Genomic DNA, 20,139 nt, shown 5'->3' with positions numbered 1-20,139 from the left:
TCTTTTAAGATCGCTACGATCTGGCTTTCTGTCATTCGTTTGCTCATGCTAAAACGCCTTATCGTCAGTTTATAAGAAATTCTACGTTTGAGCTGTTTTATTTTAGGGGAGAGTTACAAAACCATAGCTAATATTCCAAGAAAGCGGAACACTAAACTATCAAATGAACATATGGATTGGCATTTATACAAGTCTCGTCATTTGGTTGAAAATGCTTTCTGCCGTATTAAGCATTATCGGAGTATTGCGACAAGGTATGAGAAGCTTAAACGTAATTATGAGAATTTGGTCGCTCTAGCCTTTGTTTATCATTGGCTGAAGCTTTGAATGTTCAACAGAACCTATTTAACGCGTCATAAATTAAAGCGTCTAAAGGTAGACTCTTCGAATAACATGCTTATGATAGTAAAAAGTTAAATTTGAGTAAAAGCGAGTTCTTTATTACAAAATTGGAGACCTTTTCGGAATCTGTGTAACTGCCACTTGAGTTAAAGATAAGGTTCAACTCTATCGCCAAATTCAATCGTAAATCGATTCAAGGCTGAAATTTGCATCATACAACTAAAATCGATACACTAGTGGATACTTTTAATGCCTTATCAAAAAACCCAATGTTTTAACTTATTTAATTTCTTGTCGAAATAGCCTTTAAAAACGTTTCTAAACGCTTTGTAAGGTAATTTTGCTATCGATGCACCTTGTGGTGTTAAAACCGCTTAAAATTAAATTTTAAGCGGTTTTAACACCAAGTAATTAATTTTTAACACCAAGTAATTAATTATGCTATTACTACTGGCTCAATAAGATTAGGATTAGAATTTTTCTGTTTAATCAATTTTTTCACCACTTTTTTGTCAAGCCCTTTATCTTGTAATAAAGGAGCATTTTCATGAAGTGATTTAACTACTTCACTTGTTAATGGAATTCCTTCATCGGTAAAAATTCCTGCAATACCATTATAACCAAAACCTGCATCTTTTAATTCTTGAATACGGTCAAGGTTTCCTGCCATTTTCCACATTTTATCAACTCTCATTTTTAATCCTCTGTTAATTAAGCAAAATTGCCTTTTTTTAAGATTGAGACCTATTTATATATTTTCAAGCTATTGCTTCCAATAATCCACCACTATCTTTTCAAGTACAGCCAAGTCTCTAGCTGTAATGCCGAGATACTGGGGAGCAGGGATATTGTCCTCACGGTATCGGCGTATTCCGTTTCATAGGTCCAACCTAAACACCTTTTTAGCCCCTCCATAATGATGAGCCTTGGTAAACAACATATTGATTAGAGCAGAGTTTAATCCGTCAGTTTCAGTAATGTTTACTATACATGTGGGAGAAGGTCAACATCTTATTCACTATCCATATTTCTAGGAACCAAAAAAAGCAAATAAATTATGCAAAATATTTTTTTGAATGTTTTATGATTAAGAGAATATCCAAAAAGCAAACGTGTACTGGAAATTTTATTCATAGGATTTCATTGAAATAAATAATACTGGTTATTATTGAAAGTCAAATATGATAAAACCACTGACTGAATCAGTGGTTCAAATTTTCAACAATAACAAGTGATTTTATTGATTTTTATGTACCACTTCAATAATTAGCATTCTTGTTGCAGCTTCATTTAATAAGTTATTTATCATATTAATATTAGCAGTGTCCAAATTTGCTGTCCATTCATCTAAAAAAATTACATTAAAGTCCTCTTGTAAAAAGAAATTTATCTTTTCCAATTGCCTTTGCCCAGTAGACGCTTTGATCTGCTGGAAATTAAATTCAGACTCAGGCGAAATGATAACTGAATTTTTTTCTAAAGATTTTAATGTCTTTATTAATGATGACTTACCTGAGCCATTGTCCCCAGTTATCAGCACCCTACCATAGAATCTTTTGTGTTTAACTATTTCCTGTAACTCATGAGTGCTAATATATCTTCTTGTTATACCATCAAATATTTGTATCTTCTCAGCAGTTATATTACTTTCAGGTTTATTTTCAATCAAAGAAAAACTTAATAACCTTTTATATTTTGAACGAATAAATATTAGTCTGCTATTACTGATACTTAATTCATGAACATTGCCTAACAATTGTAACGTTCTAGGTAATACAGCTAAAAGCACTCCTAATTTAGCAAGATTCTGTGTTGATTGACTGGAAAAAATATAAAACACTAGCAAAGGCACACTTATTATTATTGGTATGGTAGCAAGTAATTGCTCCCAAAGCGTATATTTCTCTAAAGTAACAAATAAACTCTGTAATCTTGAATTTAACTCTTTTTGAGAATTGTTTAAAAATTTAGTACTACTGTTAAGTAAATAGTCCCAATGAGTAGGTAGATACGTATTTATACTTAACCTTTCAGTCTGGCTTTTACTGGCTAATTGCTCTATCTTGTTATTCAAAAGCGATACAAGAATTAAAGAACTAACTAAAGAAATAGCAATAATTGCTGAATAAATACGACCTAGTGTGAATAAAAATATCGCAAACGTGAAAACTACGTTTAAATACATGGAAACGGTATCTATAATAAAATATGAAATTTCCTCAATAGTTAAGTTGGCTTCCCCACTGAGCCAAGCTGTCGTCTGATTTTTATTCTCAATCGTATTGAAATCTTGAGTAAGACAATGTTTTTTAAAAAACAGTTGTATGTAATCTTTCCATAATGAATTTTTTAGTTTTAAAACTAAAAAATTATTAAAGGAGCTACTAATATAAGCTAGTAGAGCAATTATAAAAAACCACATTATATATAGTAGAGTGTCAGCAGCTTTACCGTTTCCAAGCGACTTTCCCGCGAGCGCAACTAGATACGTAGAAATAGCCAATAAAATTTGCTGTACAAGTACCAAAACTATCGCAGCTTTCAAGAATTTATTTTTAGATATCATATTAGTATAGCTATTAATTGTAATTACTACTTTTAAAAGTCTGACTTATAATACAAAGGGCAAGGTTTCGAGTGTTTGACTGTATTTACAATCTAATAAACACGAAAGACTAACAGCCTGCTGCCATTACTAACGGCTTGAATAACGACTTTTCTCAAAACTCGATACCACTGTAAACGCCAATAACTTATTAGATAGAGTTTTTTTAATTCAAACACCCAATACTCGCTCCTGTCCTTCTTTAGTTGCCCAGCCATAGCGATACATCATCTAAAGAAAATTGGGATTTATCTAGCTCATGCGACTAAATTTAAAATCACGCCCAAACTGTTAGTGTTTTAACGCATAATCGGTAGTAGATCAATAAGCTTGATAAACAACCATTGCATTGTCATCAAAGTTAGCCAGCATGTGTTGCCCTCTTTGCGACCAGATGAGAAGCTGTTCTAAGTATTTTTGGTTACATACCTGCTTATAAAAAATGATTTTAAATAGTATGCACAACTTATGTTTAGTATAATAGATCATTGAAAAAAATAAACCAGATTTAATCTATTAGAATCATAGCCATGCGCCAAAAATTTAGCATCTTCGCTGCTGCCTTACGTGAAGTATTCTTTGCCTGTCCTCGTTACCATACTGCCATGGCAATCTGCTTACTTGTCACAGGTCTTATGCCCGCTGTTAATGTCTACGCAACAGGACAAATGATAGCTCTTTTTAATCATTCACAAGCGCAACATGCCATTTTAACAACCTTAGGCATTTGGGGCGTGAGTATGCTGCTGCCTAGCTTGCTCGAGCCATTGGTTAATTATTTGCAAACTCATATCAACCAATTAGTGACCAATAGCGTGATCAATAAATTAATGGCTAAGAATGCTTCCTTCAACGGGCTACAGGTATATGATGATACCAATATCCAAGACGATATCGCTGTCTTAAAGAGCCAATCAAAATTCAGACCGACCAATTTCATGGTAAATCTAGTGAATTTGACCAGAGAAACCGTTACTGTTGCTGCGTTATTTGCTATGTTGTTTTCAATCAAATGGTGGATTCCCTTTGCCATATTGCTGGCCGCCACGCCGTTGGCCTATGCTAATTTTCAAGTTATGTCATTTAGTTGGCGTGCCTTAATAAGCTCGGGAAAGCAAAGTCGGCTAATGGATTATTTCGCTTCATTAGCTTTTTCACGAGAGACCCAAAAAGACAGTCACTTATTTAATGCTAATCCATTAATCGTGGATAAATATCAACAAGCATTCAAACAGGTTTATAGCGAGTTACAACAGGCACAATTTAAAATCTTTACCAAACCCATACCTTTTCAGATCATAGCGGTAGTTGTACTAAGTTTGGTGCTATTTGCGTTATATCAACAAGCAGCTGTTGCTGCCATTACCTTATCCTCTGCAGTTGTACTGCTACAATCAATTATGATGCTCAATAATCGCCTAGAATCTGTTATCCAGACCAGTTCACTAACCTATGAAATTTTGGATTATTTTGAGAAGTACTTTGCGTTTTTAGCTTATGAGGAGAATATCATAGATGGCAACTTATCAATTCAACGTATTGAGCGTATTGAATTCATTCATGTTGGCTTTACCTACCCTAATACTGATAAACCCATTTTAAAAAATATCAGCTTTTCGGCAAGGAAAGGGGAATCGATTGCGATTGTCGGACACAATGGGGCGGGAAAATCCACGTTGGTGAGTTTGATTTGCCGATTTTGGGATGTCAGTGAAGGGCAAATTTTAATCAATGGTGAGAACATTAAAGCTTATAAAATTAGTGAACTTAGAGCCTGCATGGGTGCGGTATTCCAAGATTTTGCAAAATTTACTATGACCATTAATGAAAATATTATGTTAAACCATCAGCCCGCACCCAATCAGCAAGCAGTTAAGCAAGAATTAGGGCTGTTACCCACTGCCTCATTGGATACTTTAATTGGTAGAGCATTTGATGGTGTTGAGCTTTCAGGTGGGCAGTGGCAAAAATTAGCTATTCTACGCTGTATGAATGCTACTAGTTCTTTAATTATTCTCGATGAACCCACATCCGCTATTGACCCTAAAACAGAAATTAAGCTGTATGATGCATTTAGACAGCTTTCTACGGGCAAACTAAGTTTTATGATCACCCATCGATTAGGCTCAATTAATAGTGTTGATAGAGTGTTAGTCATTGATCAAGGCTCCTTGGTACAGGACGGTGATCCTACGATTTTAAAACAAGAAACAGGTGTCTTCAAAGAGTTGTGGTTAACACAAGCGGCGATGTATGAATAATTGACCGATTAACAAGTTTATTTAGTTTGTCTATTTTAAGTACTCAATTTAGCATATAAGCTACTAAGTAATTGGCAGTTTTTTGGTGTAAGTAATAGTTGACTATAGATGTCAAATAATGAAGGATCGTTTCCTTGCATGATTCTTATAGTCTTTATAGGACCATCATAATATAAACCTTTGAAACGACAGTATAGCTCAGGTAAGTCATTAAGAAGCGTGTTATAGCGATACTGACCAATAATGTCGTCTTCTCTTGCACGTTGTAGCATTTTATTGAGCCAAAGCATCAACTGTGTTTTCTCATAATCTGTAGGCTTTACAGCAATAAGGCGACGATGTTCTACAATCCTTTGCTCAAGTTCACGAGCGATCGAAAAATCATCACGTAATGTAATAAATGGGTAAATGTGTAAATAGTTGTCAATACTGTTTATACTGTCTTTATCGTAGACCCAGGCATCAAGCAGGTGAAGGTTAAATTCAGTGGTCTCATGGATGGCTTTGCTAATATTGGTAAAGACGATCAAGTCAATATCGCTATTAGCCGTGTGCAGGTTAACGGCATAAGAACCATATAGCAATACCGTTGCCATTGGGTATTTTTTTGATAGATAGCGAACAGCTTGTGTAATTTCAACAGGTAACAAGATTAGTCCTCTTAGTTTCACCAAAAAGTAACCATTAAGTTTTCTCCTCTTTAAACGCTGCAAAGATATCATTTCTTGCCATGATAGCATCCCGTAATGAATTTGAAACCATATCAATCTTCGTGCTTGATTGCAGCAAATAGGTATTAATCGCTAAAATATCTCCCAATGACATTTGCTTTAGCTGAAAATCTTTAGTAGCCAGTATATTAATGATGATTAAGCCGATAGTGGGCCAAATCAAGCTTGTCGTCTTAACCATCGTTCTCATCATATTAATACGCTTAATACCTTGGTACCACGCTTGAATGGGCAGTTTCAACCTATTTATTTCTCTATCATCGTTACTTAAGGCTTGAAAGTATGCGACTTCTAGTTCACGAGTATTAGTAAAAATGGGATTAAGTCTATAAGTGAAGAGTACGCCAACACTTAGCTGTAGCAAGGCGGCTGATAGATAAATAAGCGCATAAGACGGTGGCATCAAATTGAATACTAATATACTGCCAAGTATTACCTCGACTACAATTGGGGTAAATGTAAATAATGTAGTTGAGATAAATAGCCGATTACCGAGTGCCGATTTATGGGCGCGTATGGCGCTCATGTCGTTAGATTCAGACAGGATTTTTTCAATATGCTGAGTAAAGTTGTTTTCATCAGCATTCGAATACGCCCACCAACGTAATTCAGCGAAGATTTGTGAAAAAATAAAAGCACTAGCCAGTAAAATAATAGCTAGCCAAGGCACTTGTGTGTGCGTAGGTAAACTATCGACAAGCTGCTTAAGTAAAACTGGCGTCACTACAGATAACGCAATAGATGATAAGGCGAATATCACCGTGAGCAGGATAAGGCCATAGGATGCTTTAGCTAAGGTAATGTGTTGCAGCAGTTTCATTGATAAAAGGCAATATCAGATAGGCTTTCTTTGTTAAAATTCATGGAATAACTGAAAATAATAACCAACGCATTGATTCAGAAAAAATTTGATAAAAACCTGTTGAGTCAAATTTTCGATCATATTGAAGTCAGCACAGAATTCGGCAAGAATAGCACGCTAAGGAATTTTGTTGAACATTTTATTACTAGTAAGTCTAAAAACGGTGGTTTTATAGACGACAGCTTTTTAGAAATCTGTAGAATATGAACAAATAATTTCATAATTGGTGTTTTATAAAGATTAAATAATGTGCCAAAAAGCCGATTGTTAAATCTTACACATGGGCTAGCAATAAAAATATACCTAGCATTACCAGTATCAACCCAATCACCCGATTGATAACTACTTGTCGTTGCAGCATCTGTTGACGCAATTGCTGCTGAGAAAATACCAACACAACCATCGCAAACCACACAAAATGCGCCAATGACATAAACAAGCCATAACCAATTAAAACTGCCTTGGGCGTTAAACTACTCACAATCTGTGTATAAGTGCTGACCACAAACAACGTCGTTTTGGGATTTAACGCATTGGTGAAAAAGCCATACTGCAAGGCTTGGCGTTTGCTTAGCGGATTTGAACGATTAGTATCTGCCACAGGTAATTGAGTAAAGGTTTTATAGCCAATATAAATAAGATAAAACGCCCCTAAATACTTAATGTAGGTTAAAAGATTGGGGGCAAACTTTAATACTACAGCAACACCCACTAAGGTATAACTGACATGCACCAGTACCCCTAACGCAATACCGATTGCGGTCAATAACCCGGTCTGTCGGCCATATAAATAACTATTTTTCGTCACAATCGCAAAATCTGCCCCAGGACTGATCACGGCCAAAATAGTAATAAGGGCAACTGCTAAAAACTCTGCCATAGAACACTCGCTTTTGATATTTACATGAATTTTCGTTAATCATTTAACTGGTTACTTTTAGTACAAGCATTGTGACATAAGCCTAATTCGCCTAAAATCGACTTATTGGCATGACAATTGATGAGTTTTTAGCATGGTTGAACGCATCTCTCTTAACGCGTTAAAGTTTTTTTATTATGTGGCGTATTTTGGTAGCGTAACGGTCGCGGCTGATAAGCTACATGTTACCCAAAGTGCGGTCAGTAAACAGATCAAGAATTTAGAGCAATTGTTAAATATTCAACTGTTTGATAGAGTAAATAAAAGCTTAAAGCTGACTGAGTCAGGTAAAACCTTATACGCTTGCTGTGAAAACGTGTTTAAGCAGTTAGATGCCTGTTTGATTGATTTACAGCAGCCCATGAAGAAAACACAATTGGTCGTATCCTGTGAGCCAACGTTATCAATGAAATGGCTGATTCCAAAACTGGCAAATTTCAATGCCAGTGAATTTGGATTTGAGATTGTGCTACTCACGGCAGGGGGCGCTGTGGATTTTAAGCAAAAAGGCATTGATGTGGCGATACGCCGTAATGATTTTGATTGGGGCGAGCATATTTATGCCCAAAAACTTGTTGATGAGCAGATGGTGGCCGTATTCAATCCCAATCTACTCCCAACGCCTACCCTATTTCTATCCTCTTCGAGACCGCAGTTAGAGCGATTTATCGCTCAAGCATCATTAGGCGATGTGGCAAGTTATGAGAAACGCTATTTAGAGCATTTTTATTTGTGTATTGAAGCAGCACTCGCAGGGCTGGGTACAGCTTGGGTCTCAGCGATGATGGTGGAAAAAGAATTACAGGCAGGACTGCTAATTAGTACTACGCCGCCTATCTTAGACGGGTCAGCGTATTATTTGTTATCTGATACACCTTTTGAACAAGATGCACAAAAAATGGCATTTTTAGCATGGCTGAGACAGCAGTTGTGAATATGGTATAAACATAAATACGATCTAACTACCCCCTGTGGTTAATCCAAGCTTAACACCTAAAATGCGCTAGCGCTGACCTAATCTAGGTGTGGCAACGTAGCGGCAAACAACTTTGCCAAGCAGTGATTTATTTAAGTTAATAATCAAGCTACCGCCCATGGTTAGTAGATGCTTTTAACAAATCAATCCAAGCTTGCCTTGCTGGATGATGTCGTATGCGATGATTCCAAATAAAATAACTATGAATAGGCAATAAATCGTTAAAACAATAACATTGTAAGTTTCCTATCCCGCTAAACTGCTCGTATACAGCTTTTGGTAATAAAGTAATACCAGCACCCGCACTCACACAGGCTAAAATCGTCGCGTAGCTAGCAATGCTAGTTATTTGTACCTCAACTTGATGTAAGCTGAGCCAATGCGTTAAAGCAGCACGATAAGGGCAACCTACCGGCCACATAAAGATTTGTTGATGTCGTAAATCATGAGCACAGCCCACCCTACCCAACGACGCATGGGCAACCACCACCAAGGCTTCTTGATAAATCTCTAAAAAATTAATATCAGGTTGATCAGGCTTAACCGCGATGATGGCGCCATCTAACTGTAAATCACTCACCGCTTTGATCAGCATTTGCCAAGTACCTGTACTAAACTCAATATCGACGGATGGGTAACGATCATGGTAGTCAGCTAATAGCTTTGGCAGTCTCGCCGTTGCAAACGATTCTATCGCACCAATTTTTAATGTCCCGGTAGGACTAGCGGTAGGGCCAAGCGCATGACACGCTTCGTCACACAAGCCTAGAATCTGATCAACGTAGCTTAAAAAGGTAATGCCATCTGGGCTAATGACTAACCCCCTACCATGGCGAATAAATAATTGGGTACCAAGCTCATCCTCAAGCTGTTTAAGACGCGTCGTGATGTTTGAAGGCACGCAATGTAACCGCTCAGAGGCTTTTACAATACTGCCTGTTTGTGCCACTGCTTTAAACATTTTTAGCTGTGATAATTCCATCGATCTATTCACTTTTACTGAATGACCAACTCAATATAAGTCATTTGTATTCATCATTCAATTACCGTAATTTAGGCGCTAAGCCTGATAGCAGGTATTGTTTGTGGTTTTAATAAAAATGGGTAATGGAAATGATAGATACAACCATGGTAGTGCTAGGCGGCTTTGCTTTTTGTGCAGGCCTTATTGATGCCAGTGTCGGTGGCGGTGGTCTCGTTCAAATTCCTGCATTATTAAATGCCCTACCCCATCAAAGCATTGCCACCATTTTAGGCACTAATAAATTAGCCGTTTGGGCCGGTACTGCCAGTGCCATTGGTAGATATATCCCTAATATTGCGTTTAAGTGGCAACTTTTACTCCCTACGCTACTGTCAGCTTTTGTTTTTGCATTTTTAGGGGCTTGCATAATCGATCAGGTGCCACAGACCCTCCTGCGCTATGGGGTGTTTGTGCTATTGATCGTTATGGCGATTTATACGTTTATGAATAAGACGTTAGGCGCCGAGCAGACTAAAGTGTCATGGGGCTTAAAGCAAATTGTATTGGGCATTTTATTTGGCGGATTAATTGGTTTTTACGATGGTATTTTTGGGGCGGGTAGCGGCAGTTTGTTGCTATTTATGTTTGTCAAAGTCTTTGGATTTAATTTTGTGCAAGCCTCTGCTTATACAAAGGTAGTAAATTTAGCGACGTTTACCTCAGCCTTGCTATTTTTTATCCCGTCAGGACATGTTTTATGGCATATCGGTTGGTTAGTGGCGCTATGCAATGTAAGCGGGTCTATCGTTGGGGTTTATTTGGCACTTAGATATGGCAATGGATTTATCCGATGGTTTTTTTTAATGCTTTTAATGCTATTAATCACGCGTATGGCGCTGACGCTGTTTTAATTGTCAATTGCTCAAAATGTCTTTGTAATGCACAGTTTTTAAATCATTGTAAGCGCTACAACTGCGACGATCCTTTAATCACAAGCATTATTGTAATAAATACTTTGTCATTCGCTATTTAGTAAATCGGTTTCAACACCACCCTAAACAACCTACATGCAAACTAAGCTAAGCGAAACACTCGCTAAGATTAAATACCATTTAAAGTAAAGCGACACAAAATGTCGTATAGTATGAATGACTGTCTTGGTGTATCGCTTAATTCATCGGATAATAAATTGCCGTTAAAAATTTGATAGGATCTCAATCTATGAATTCAGCACAAGAACAAACAATCACTACATTAGATAGCAAGACTCAGGATATGATTGTTAAATTGACACCGTTTAGTGAAGCACGTTTATTAGAGTCTCTTGTTACCAAACAGCACTTTGTGTTAATTGCTGCGCGTAATGTTGATGAGCTTTCAGACGATGACGGCAACTTGATTGCCAGTCAAATCCGCAGTTATACCCCTGAACGGATTGCACAGATTTTTGATAAGATTGGTGGGGTGCAAACACCTTTTTATACTACGCCATTAATTACGGATTTAGTGCCAGTTTACACCTTTGAGCAAATCCTATCAAAAGCAGTCTGGAGTTGTATATTCACCTTTGATGAGGTAGAGTTTGATGGAATCATCCAACAGATCGGTCAGATAGCCAAGCTTATCAATGTTCATAGTGCAGCAGATGCTCAAGCATTTATTACTACGATGCAAAATGCTGGGTTTAAAACCAAGTGTTCGTTCGCGCTTGATATTGGTACCACGTATTCTGGTAAAAATCCTGAATCAAAGTGCTTTAAATGGCGAGTAGATATTTTACCATCAGGGCAAGCGGTTTTCGTGGTAGCGCTATTTGATAAGCTAGAAAATGAGAATTTATATGAAGTCCAGCTATCGGTTAGTTTTGAGAAATTAATCAATGTGGTGTTAGGGTGTCGTTAAGGGAACAAACGTGATACTACAGGTTGGTATAAAGTTTGAACCATAAAGCCTATTGAGGAATTTCATAGATCATTTGGAGATGATAAATTAGCGCAACGCTAGGATTAATCTGCGGTTACTTTGAAATATTCTTTAAACAAATTTTTTATAATTTTTCATTAGGAATCGAATTTTGCTAAGTTGGTTTATTTTATATCTATTGCTCAGTCTTTTTTATAAATGGATTATCTCTTGGGGGGGGGAGCAAAAAAAATTGAAGGCTGGAAATCATTTTTTATAATAGGTTGGTTTGCCTTTGATTGGTCAAGTGAGCAGATTAGGTTTTTTGCACTGATTAGCTGGATAATTCTTACTTTTATTTTTATTTATGGACTTATGAATAGCCGGTTTAGAAATGAAATATTAATATTCTGAACACTTGATCTTTCTCGCTTAATTAACGCACCGTAAACACGAAAATTTTTAATGGTGAAATAATCGCTAAAACTCCTTAGCATATAGAATAGGCCGAGTTTTAGGTGATCCCATTTACTTCCTAAAAAAGCCAAATAACCGCGCCTTTTTTATTTGAATCTTAGAACCTGTTCACAATCTTTTCAATAACAAAGCAATGAAAGCAAGATTGGTAAATTGAAGGCTCGAATTTAAAAGACGCTCACAGTTTTTCCATAGACGTCTATTTTTCTCAAGCCAAGCAAACGAACGTTCTACAACCCATCGCTTTGGTATGACTTTAAACATATGCAGTTCATCTATTTTGGCAATTTCTGTGGTAACGGTTTCGCCTAAAATAGATTTAACACTATTAGCAAATGGCTCACCTCGATAACCGCCATCAACCATCACATTTTTTACGCGGCTTAATCGTTTGGTATTTTGACGAAGTAACGTTGTAGCACCGTCACGGTCGGTGATATTGGCAGTGGTAATACAGATAGCATGGGGCAAGCCTTGGCTGTCTACTGCAATATGGCGCTTAATCCCTGATACTTTCTTTCCTGCATCATAACCTTTGTACTTAGCAGTATCTGTGTTCTTAACGCTTTGAGCATCGATAATGATAAAACTGGTTTTGCCCTTACGTTTGTGCTTCTTTCGCGCTTTTTTGACCAATTTTTTTTAAGGCTTGGTCAAGAATGCTGTTGCCTTCTTCATCAAGCTCGCTCCATTTCTGAAAGTATGAGTGGACGGTGCGCCATTTGGGAAAGTCATGGGGCAGCTGTCGCCATTGGCAACCTGTTCTTAGTACATACAATAACCCACAAAATACGTCGTAAAGGTCAACCGTTCTTGGTTTGGTCTTCTTCCGAGCACTTTCTAAAATCGGTAGTATGTGCTCAAATTGTTTTCGGCTAATGTCGCTTGGATAGGCTTTTCTCAAGGTGATTGATTCGGTTATTAATTGATTATGTCGCTTATCCTAGCATATTTTTTAATCGTGAACAGGTTCTTAGACAGGCGGATGTATGTGATATCGGTACTCCATACTTGATTACAGCGGGTGATGGGTACATTTCTAAGCAAATACGGGTAAACTTGATGCTCAGGATTAGGTTTACTTGTGTTAGGATGCTGGTAGATGGCATCGAGTCCCATTTGTCTTAATAGTCGCCTGACTCGCTTTTGCCCCACTGGATGACCCAATTGCTTAAGGTGAGCAGTCATACGCTTTACCCCGTAAAATGGGGCTTTGGTATATTGCTCGTCAAGCAAGTTCATCAAGGTGATATCAAGCTTACTGATGGGCTTTGGCTGATAGTACAGGCTTGAGCGGTTAATACCGAGTAGTTCGCATTGTTTACGGGTACTAAAGTCCTTGCTGTCAGGTTCTAGCAGTTGTTTACGAGACTCTAAGTGAGCTGTGAGGACTTTTTTTTAAGCCAGTCCCTCTCGCTAATGACTTGCCCAAGCTGCCGATGGAGTTCATCAATAATAGCTTGCTGGGCTTGTTCGTTATCTTGCTGTTTGGTGTTAAAGGCACTTGGTATGACAGCCAAGGCTTGCTTTTTCCAGTTGCTGATTTGGGTGGCATGAACACCGTATTCTGCAGTCAGCTCATTGATTGTCTTTTGCTCTTTGATGGCTTCAACAGCAACTTTGCTTTTAAATTCAGCATTGTGACGTTTACGAACTTTTGTCATTAGATAGACCTCTTTGCTTAAGGGCTATTCTATCTTATTTGCTATGATTTTTTGGTCTAGTTTTTGGGGAGTATTATAGACTGCTCACCTTAAGCAATTGGGTCATCCAGTGGGGCAAAAGCGAGTCAGGCGACTATTAAGACAAATGGGACTCGATGCCATCTACCAGCATCCTAACACAAGTAAACCTAATCCTGAGCATCAAGTTTACCCGTATTTGCTTAGAAATGTACCCATCACCCGCTGTAATCAAGTATGGAGTACCGATATCACATACATCCGCCTGTCTAAGGGCTTTGTGTATTTGATGGCGGTGATTGATTGGTATAGCCGTTATGTTTTAGGTTGGTCGCTATCTACCACGCTTGAGGCAGATTTCTGCATTGATACGGTGGGTAAATTACTGCACAATGGGTTACGCTGTGATATTTTTAATACCGACCAAGGTTCGCAGTTTACCAGTCCAAGATTTACCACGCCACTCATTGATTCGGGCATTGCTGTAAGCATGGACGGTCGCGGCAGGGCGTTGGATAATATCTTTGTAGAAAGACTGTGGCGATCAGTAAAGTACGAATGCGTGTATTTACGCCAGTTTGATACAGTCAGTCAAGCTAGAGTTGGTTTGAAAGACTATTTTGAGTTTTATAATTATGAGCGGTTGCATCAGTCGCTTGATTACCATACCCCTGCACAGGTTTATTTAGATAACAATAGTTCGGTTAATACTGTGCTTTATCAACCCAATTCTATCTTAATTTTGTGATTATTTGGTCTAGACATTGGGGAGTACCTTAAAGAAAGTACATGAACACTTATTTAAGTTTTTAGAAAATACTATTAATTCTCTTTATAATCCAGATGCATATAAAGATAGTAGAATCGATATGGTATTTAAGGAAAAAGGCTTTACAATACGTAACAATATTTTAAGTTCAGATGTAAGACAAGATTTTAATAAAAAAAATTTTTCTGACCCAATTCACAAAATTTTTAAAGATATTGGAATTTTTTAAAGTTATAGATGCAACTCTAACCTTATAACTTTAATTGTATAAGGTTAGTAGATAGCGCATTATATATTTAAAAAGAATTTATGTAAAATTCATTTGAATACCTAAACTTTGAAGACTTTTCCAATAACTAGGATATGTTTTTGATACGCAGTTGTAGTTACTAATAGAAATACCATCTATAAGTATTCCTGCTAATGAAAAAGACATTGCAATACGATGATCATCATAGCTATCAATTAATACATTAAGATTTTTAATATTATAGATATCAATTTCACCATTCACTAAAAGTTGGTCCCCAATTTCTATTGCTAATTCAGGATGAATTTTGCATAAACCTTCCTTTATTGCCTTTATTCGATCACATTCTTTTACTCGCAAATTCTCAATACCTGTAAATAATACCTTTTTATTGCTAAAAGCTGCCATCACAGCCAATGTAGGAATAGCATCTTGGAATTGCGAACCATCAATTAGATCTGGAAAATTTGGAAAGCTATTTATTAAATCATAAACTTTTGCATCTGGTTGGGTCATTTTTTTTGCTTCAAAACCGATATCAATTTTTCCATTTGTTAATTTTTCTATAGCCCATATATATGTTGCGGAAGAAGAATCTGGTTCAATAAAATAATTTGTAGCTTTATAGGATTGTCTCCTTATTAGCCATCCATTTTCAATTGTTTCAATTGTTATTCCAAATTCCTTCATAATATTTAATGTTAAATCAATATAACCTTTCCCTCCAATATTACTATCCTTGAGAATAATTTTAAATTCTTTAAGATTGAAAGGGGAAAGCATAAGTAAGGCAGATACATATTGGCTAGATAAGTTTGCGTCAATTGTAACCTCACTACTAGATAGAACACCTTTACTTTTAATAGTTACAGGTGGGCATCCTGTATCTGATTGAATATCTATACCAATACTTTTAAGAGCATTCACTAATGGAAGAATTGGGCGAGTGCGCATATACTCATCGCCATCAATAATTACTTCTCCTTTTACTAAACAACTCATTGCAGTCAAAAATCTTGTTGCGGTTCCAGCATTACCTAAAAAGATAGGTTGTTTCGGCTCAGATAATTTACCATTTGAATTGACAAGAATTTTATTAGGTTCAACAAAAGAGATAGATACGCCCATCTGTCTTAACCCATTGATCATTACTTCTGTATCATCACTTATTAGGACATTTGATAAAGTGCTTTGACCATTAGCGACTGATGCCAGTATCAGAGCTCTATTTGTCAATGATTTTGAACCAGGAACTGAAATGACCCCTTCAACTGGTTTAGAATGTTTGAACAAGGTTACAAAGCTAGATCGATTGTTACTTTTCATGAAACCTACCAATAGTTAAGATTACGACTAAGTTTACAACATCCTAAATTAATTAGGGCCAGATTTATTAGTCTAATTTCGAAATTTAAAAATAAGTTTAGTAAAAATATTAGATTTTTCAATATTCTAAGCTTATATTTTTGTGATAAAAATTGATTAATTATTTAAATTCCATTGGCCAGTAGAACTGCTTAAGAATAAACCCTAAATGACTTTGTTAAGCGCTACTACTAATTCAAAAGAAATGAAAATTTTCGCGTCAAAAGTGCTACCTTGGTATAGCACGTATTATAATTCAGCTAAATTTTTATTAGTAATGATAGTAATTATAATAGATAGAAACACATCTGAAATAATGAACCGTCCCGGGATTGTCGGAGACCTAAAACTCTGAGACAATACCCTTATGAAAAGCAAATAATACGGGGCAGAAGTTAAGAGTAGAGCCGTCGAATTACTGATTGAATCACAAAAAGATTATCCCTCACTGTGGGCGGCCATCCAAGCCATCGCACCTGAGCAGCATGCTGCGCAAGGGCTGCACGCCCGAAACCCTACGCTCATGGCATCAAAAGCACCTAGCTAAGCAAAATCCTGTGACTATAAGCACTGAGAGCCAAGCGGCTCGTATCGCTGAGCTTGAGCGAGAAAACCGAGAACTCAAACAAGCGAACGAAATTATTCGAAAGGCAGCCGGTATTGAAGCCCAGGCGGAGCTCGGCCGCCCACACAAGTGATGGTCAAATTCATTGATGATGAAAGGAAAAAGTATGGGGTCGAGTCAATCTGCAGAATACTGCCAATTGCCCCATCCACCTACTATCGCATCAAAGATGAGCAGGATAACCCAGAAAAACAAAGCCATCGCAAACAAAGCGACAAACACCTCATGGCACAAATCAAACAGATTTGGCAAGCCAGTGGCTGTCGCTATGGCATTCGTAAAGTCTGGCATAAGCTTAAGCAAGATGGTATGCCCAAATTAGGTCGTTGCACCGTTGAACGCCTGATGAAACAGCTAGGCATACAAGGCGTATGGCGGGGTAAAGGCAAAATCACCACCAAACAGCGACCAGGACAACAAAGTCCCGACGATTTGGTCAAACGCAACTTTACTGCAGATAGCCCGAACAAGAAAAGACTCTTGCGGAGCAGTGCTCCTCAGGTAGCTGATTTTACCTATATCAAGACCAAATCAGGCTTGGTCTATACTGCCTTTGTCATTGACGTGTTCAAGCGAGTTATTGTGGGTTGGAAAGTATCTAATCATATGAACACTCAGCTGGTCTTAGATGCCTTAAATCAAGCCTTAGACGCTAGAGGTAGACCAAGCGGGGTAATTCATCATTCTGATAAAGGTAGCCAGTATCTATCGATTAAATACGGTGAACGGCTTAAACAATCGGGGCTTGCCGCATCAGTCGGCACGACAGGCGATTCTTATGACAATGCTCTAGCTGAAAGCGTGAATGGGCTGTATAAAGCGGAGGTGATTGATTATTTGAAACAGGAATGGGATGGCGTAAATGATGTTGCGCTAGCAACCCTTGATTGGGTACACTGGTACAACCATGAACGATTGCATTCTACCAATGGATATGTATCGCCTGTTGATGCAGAAAATATCTACTATTGTCCATTAATTCCGTCAGGCTATGCTGCCTGACTCAAGCAAACCTGTCTCCGATAATACCAGGACGGTTCATTTGGCTGGTTGGTAACATGGTTCATTGATATATTTTTTTAAGCATATTTATGGCGAACCAAGCAGGCTCCTTCCTTGGTTCGGTTCCCTAGTGAGGACTTGAATATTAAGCTATCCTCTATGTCCTATTCTCAATTGAGTTTTTATGTCTAATATACTAAGTAATGAACCTATAATACAATACGAACCACAGAGCCTACGTCCAATAGTAGCTACTATTGGAGTACTTTTTAAAGATGGAAAGGTGCTTTTAGTACGCCGTGCTAACCCACCCGATGCAGGTCGATGGGGTTTCCCCGGTGGTAAAATTGAACGTGGGGAAACTGTTAAAGATGCTGCCGTTCGTGAACTTTATGAAGAGACAAGCATTGTATCAAAAGCCTTTAAGACATTTAACGCTGTAGACGCGTTTGACTTTGATAGTAGTGGTAAGCTTCGTCACCATTTTGTTCTTGTAGCCGTACTTTGTATTTGGGTTTCTGGTGATCCTCTAGCAGGTGATGACGCCCTAGAAGCTAGATTTTTCGATATTGAAGATTTGATCAATGCAGATTTAGCCCTTAGCTTAGATGTTAAAGAAATAGCATTACAAGCAGCTGAGTTACTCTAAAAAGTAAGAAAGTTCGATATTCTATACCGAGACTGTAAAATATTTTGTGTAAACCCAATTTTAACACAAGGATTTACACAGGAACATTTACATGAAAGAATCAACAGAAGTTTTACTTGACGAACTATTAAAAGATTATCAAACACCCGAACAAATATTAGGTGAAAACGGTATCTTAAAACAACTCACCAAACGACTTGCTGAACGAGCCTTACAAGCCGAAATGACCCATCATCTTGGCTATGCCAAACATGACTATCAAGGCAAAGCTCAGAAAGATACCCTTGACGACTTCATCAATCATGAACCCAATAATGATTTGCTAGAGGACGAACCACGATCAGATGAAGACGAAAATACCCAGCCTAGCACCATAAGCGAAGAAACCGCAATGCTTGCGGGCAAACCCGCTCGTAAAAAAGGCAATGCCCGTAACGGCACCACTAAAAAAACCGTCCGTACCGACTTTGGTCACATTGAACTTGATGTTCCCAGAGACCGTGAAGGCAGTTTCGACCCACAGTTTGTTAAAAAACATGAACGCACGTTAAACGGCTTTGATGACAAGGTTATCTCCCTGTATTCTCGCGGCATGAGCACCCGTGACATACAAGCGCATTTAAAAGAAATCTATGGCGTTGACGTTTCCTCCACCTTTATTTCAACGGTCACCGATAGCGTGCTTGATGAAGTCAAGCAATGGCAACAACGTCCATTAGAATCAGTCTATCCTGTCGTCTATCTTGATGGATTGGTGGTGAAAAACCGAGAAGAAGGCATTGCCCATAATAAATGTGTTTATCTGGCTTTAGGCATTAATACCGAAGGACGTAAGGAATTACTCGGTCTTTGGATTGCCAAGAATCACTCGAGCACAGCTCTCGCCTTGCACTCGGGCGAAGCGATGCTTCGCTATTTCCTCGTTCAGGCACGAAATTCTGGGTTTCAGTGATGAACGAATTAAAAAACCGTGGAGTGAATGATATTTTTATCGCTTGCTGTGATGGGCTAAAAGGCTTTCCTGAAGCGATTGAAACGGTATTTCCTAAAACTAAGGTTCAACTGTGTATTGTGCATCAAGTCAGAAACTCGCTTAAATACGTCAGTTATAAGCAAAGAAAGGAAATCGCCACAGATTTAAAAACCATCTATGGGGCTGATACCCTTGCTGAGGCGGAAGATAACCTTTTAGCATTTGCCGAAAAATGGGATGGCGAACATCCACAGATTTCCAAGTCATGGCAGGAGAACTGGGGTCGCTTAACCACGTTCTTTGATTATCCAAAAGATATTAGACGAGTAATTTATACCACCAATACCATTGAATCATTGAATGCCAGCTTAAGAAAAGTCACAAGTACCAAAAAGACTTTCCCGAATGATGATGCGGTGTTTAAGGCAATTTATATGGCGCTGATCAATACGATGCAAAAATGGACGATGCCGATTCAAAATTGGAAACCTGCAATGAGACAGTTTGTGATGTTATATGGACATCGGGTGGAGGGGTATTAATATAGAATATTTGTTTACTAGTTAGTATGATGCTATTTTAGGCTGCCTTTAAAGGTTTACACAAAAAAATTTGCAATCTCGGAACCAATTAGGTACCTTCACTGATTCGGTACCCTATACACGCACCGATCATGAATAGAGTATGTATGGTAATACACTGTGGCTATCTCAGCGATTTAAAACGTTGAAACCATCATTCTACAGCCCAAGTTTAGAGTCCTCACTAGGGAACAGCCTTTATTC

General features: G+C 37.8%; 13 protein-coding genes, 5 pseudogenes and 1 other annotated feature. Of the genes and pseudogenes, 9 read left to right on the top strand and 9 right to left on the bottom strand.

Going from position 1 to position 20,139, the window contains the following annotated elements:
- Window positions 1-120: 120 nt before the first annotated feature.
- Window positions 121-327: pseudogene (locus RT422_RS11365) on the top strand (transposase); the annotation flags it as partial.
- Window positions 328-778: 451 nt separating this feature from the next.
- On the opposite strand, the gene RT422_RS11360 reads toward RT422_RS11365, so the two are convergent.
- Window positions 779-1,036, bottom strand: a complete 258-nt coding sequence (locus RT422_RS11360) for a hypothetical protein (RefSeq protein ID WP_040403384.1) — start codon at window positions 1,034-1,036, stop codon at window positions 779-781.
- Between the two features lie 543 nt (window positions 1,037-1,579).
- A complete protein-coding gene (locus tag RT422_RS11355) occupies window positions 1,580-2,908 on the bottom strand; it encodes an ABC transporter ATP-binding protein (protein WP_007115755.1) in 1,329 nt (442 codons plus the stop codon).
- 818 nt (window positions 2,909-3,726) lie between these two features.
- Between RT422_RS11355 and RT422_RS11350 the strand changes: the two genes are divergently transcribed.
- Window positions 3,727-5,208 carry an ABC transporter ATP-binding protein gene (locus tag RT422_RS11350; protein ID WP_313422327.1) on the top strand — a complete coding sequence of 494 codons (1,482 nt, stop codon included), beginning with the start codon at window positions 3,727-3,729 and terminating at the stop codon, window positions 5,206-5,208.
- A gap of 35 nt (window positions 5,209-5,243) precedes the next feature.
- Here the strand turns inward: RT422_RS11350 and RT422_RS11345 are convergent, their stop codons facing one another.
- The 3 genes from RT422_RS11345 to RT422_RS11335 form a co-directional block, all read right to left on the bottom strand.
- Window positions 5,244-5,858: a nucleotidyltransferase domain-containing protein gene (locus RT422_RS11345; protein WP_040403385.1), complete on the bottom strand. Its 615-nt coding sequence runs from the start codon at window positions 5,856-5,858 to the stop codon at window positions 5,244-5,246.
- A 34-nt stretch (window positions 5,859-5,892) separates the two neighbouring features.
- Entirely contained in the window at window positions 5,893-6,759 is an 867-nt protein-coding gene (locus RT422_RS11340; protein WP_007115758.1) for an ABC transporter ATP-binding protein, read from the bottom strand.
- A gap of 316 nt (window positions 6,760-7,075) precedes the next feature.
- Window positions 7,076-7,681 (bottom strand): LysE family translocator, encoded by a 606-nt coding sequence (locus tag RT422_RS11335; RefSeq protein WP_007115759.1) that lies wholly within the window; start codon window positions 7,679-7,681, stop codon window positions 7,076-7,078.
- A 133-nt stretch (window positions 7,682-7,814) separates the two neighbouring features.
- Between RT422_RS11335 and RT422_RS11330 the strand changes: the two genes are divergently transcribed.
- A complete protein-coding gene (locus RT422_RS11330) occupies window positions 7,815-8,654 on the top strand; it encodes a LysR family transcriptional regulator (RefSeq protein ID WP_007115760.1) in 840 nt (279 codons plus the stop codon).
- Window positions 8,655-8,805: 151 nt separating this feature from the next.
- On the opposite strand, the gene RT422_RS11325 is transcribed toward RT422_RS11330, so the two are convergent.
- Window positions 8,806-9,678 carry a LysR family transcriptional regulator gene (locus RT422_RS11325; RefSeq protein ID WP_007115761.1) on the bottom strand — a complete coding sequence of 291 codons (873 nt, stop codon included), beginning with the start codon at window positions 9,676-9,678 and terminating at the stop codon, window positions 8,806-8,808.
- 131 nt (window positions 9,679-9,809) lie between these two features.
- Between RT422_RS11325 and RT422_RS11320 the strand changes: the two genes are divergently transcribed.
- Together RT422_RS11320 and RT422_RS11315 are read left to right on the top strand one after the other, a co-directional pair.
- A complete protein-coding gene (locus RT422_RS11320; RefSeq protein ID WP_040403392.1) occupies window positions 9,810-10,571 on the top strand; it encodes a sulfite exporter TauE/SafE family protein in 762 nt (253 codons plus the stop codon).
- Between the two features lie 310 nt (window positions 10,572-10,881).
- Window positions 10,882-11,562: a hypothetical protein gene (locus RT422_RS11315; RefSeq protein WP_007115763.1), complete on the top strand. Its 681-nt coding sequence runs from the start codon at window positions 10,882-10,884 to the stop codon at window positions 11,560-11,562.
- A 585-nt stretch (window positions 11,563-12,147) separates the two neighbouring features.
- On the opposite strand, the gene RT422_RS11310 is transcribed toward RT422_RS11315, so the two are convergent.
- Together RT422_RS11310 and RT422_RS11305 are read right to left on the bottom strand one after the other, a co-directional pair.
- Window positions 12,148-12,943 (bottom strand): IS5 family transposase gene (locus RT422_RS11310; RefSeq protein ID WP_313422322.1). Its coding sequence is split into 2 segments (ribosomal slippage): window positions 12,148-12,681 and window positions 12,683-12,943, totalling 795 coding nucleotides; the frame shifts between segments, so codons are not numbered across the junction.
- Window positions 12,944-13,011: 68 nt separating this feature from the next.
- Window positions 13,012-13,703 (bottom strand): annotated as a pseudogene (locus tag RT422_RS11305) (IS3 family transposase); the annotation flags it as partial.
- A gap of 79 nt (window positions 13,704-13,782) precedes the next feature.
- Between RT422_RS11305 and RT422_RS11300 the strand changes: the two are divergent.
- Window positions 13,783-14,469, top strand: a pseudogene (locus tag RT422_RS11300) (IS3 family transposase); the annotation flags it as partial.
- 328 nt (window positions 14,470-14,797) lie between these two features.
- Here the strand turns inward: RT422_RS11300 and RT422_RS11295 are convergent.
- Entirely contained in the window at window positions 14,798-16,066 is a 1,269-nt protein-coding gene (locus RT422_RS11295; RefSeq protein ID WP_007115206.1) for a 3-phosphoshikimate 1-carboxyvinyltransferase, read from the bottom strand.
- Between the two features lie 457 nt (window positions 16,067-16,523).
- Between RT422_RS11295 and RT422_RS11290 the strand changes: the two are divergent.
- From RT422_RS11290 to RT422_RS11275, 3 genes and pseudogenes are all read left to right on the top strand, one after another.
- Window positions 16,524-17,732 (top strand): annotated as a pseudogene (locus RT422_RS11290) (IS3 family transposase).
- Window positions 16,761-16,877, top strand: a sequence feature (AL1L pseudoknot). It overlaps the preceding pseudogene by 117 nt.
- Before the next feature lie 184 nt (window positions 17,733-17,916).
- Window positions 17,917-18,381: an NUDIX hydrolase gene (locus tag RT422_RS11285; protein ID WP_007115209.1), complete on the top strand. Its 465-nt coding sequence runs from the start codon at window positions 17,917-17,919 to the stop codon at window positions 18,379-18,381.
- A 91-nt stretch (window positions 18,382-18,472) separates the two neighbouring features.
- Window positions 18,473-19,896 (top strand): annotated as a pseudogene (locus tag RT422_RS11275) (IS256 family transposase).
- Window positions 19,897-20,139 lie beyond the last annotated feature (243 nt).

Origin of the sequence: Moraxella sp. CTOTU49803 (assembly GCF_032097965.1) — a bacterium.
Lineage (GTDB): Bacteria > Pseudomonadota > Gammaproteobacteria > Pseudomonadales > Moraxellaceae > Faucicola > Faucicola tetraodonis.
The sequence above is the reverse complement of the archived record's forward strand: the minus strand, read 5'-3'. Positions and strand labels throughout refer to the sequence as shown.

Excerpts from the sequence above, each read along its gene's own strand:
- RT422_RS11320 (WP_040403392.1), top strand. The coding sequence starts at position 9,810 with ATGATAGATACAACCATGGTAGTGCTAGGCGGCTTTGCTTTTTGTGCA.
- RT422_RS11295 (WP_007115206.1), bottom strand. The coding sequence starts at position 16,066 with ATGAAAAGTAACAATCGATCTAGCTTTGTAACCTTGTTCAAACATTCT.
- RT422_RS11315 (WP_007115763.1), top strand. The coding sequence starts at position 10,882 with ATGAATTCAGCACAAGAACAAACAATCACTACATTAGATAGCAAGACT.
- RT422_RS11330 (WP_007115760.1), top strand. The coding sequence starts at position 7,815 with ATGGTTGAACGCATCTCTCTTAACGCGTTAAAGTTTTTTTATTATGTG.
- RT422_RS11355 (WP_007115755.1), bottom strand. The coding sequence starts at position 2,908 with ATGATATCTAAAAATAAATTCTTGAAAGCTGCGATAGTTTTGGTACTT.
- RT422_RS11360 (WP_040403384.1), bottom strand. The coding sequence starts at position 1,036 with ATGAGAGTTGATAAAATGTGGAAAATGGCAGGAAACCTTGACCGTATT.
- RT422_RS11340 (WP_007115758.1), bottom strand. The coding sequence starts at position 6,759 with ATGAAACTGCTGCAACACATTACCTTAGCTAAAGCATCCTATGGCCTT.
- RT422_RS11285 (WP_007115209.1), top strand. The coding sequence starts at position 17,917 with ATGTCTAATATACTAAGTAATGAACCTATAATACAATACGAACCACAG.
- RT422_RS11325 (WP_007115761.1), bottom strand. The coding sequence starts at position 9,678 with ATGGAATTATCACAGCTAAAAATGTTTAAAGCAGTGGCACAAACAGGC.
- RT422_RS11335 (WP_007115759.1), bottom strand. The coding sequence starts at position 7,681 with ATGGCAGAGTTTTTAGCAGTTGCCCTTATTACTATTTTGGCCGTGATC.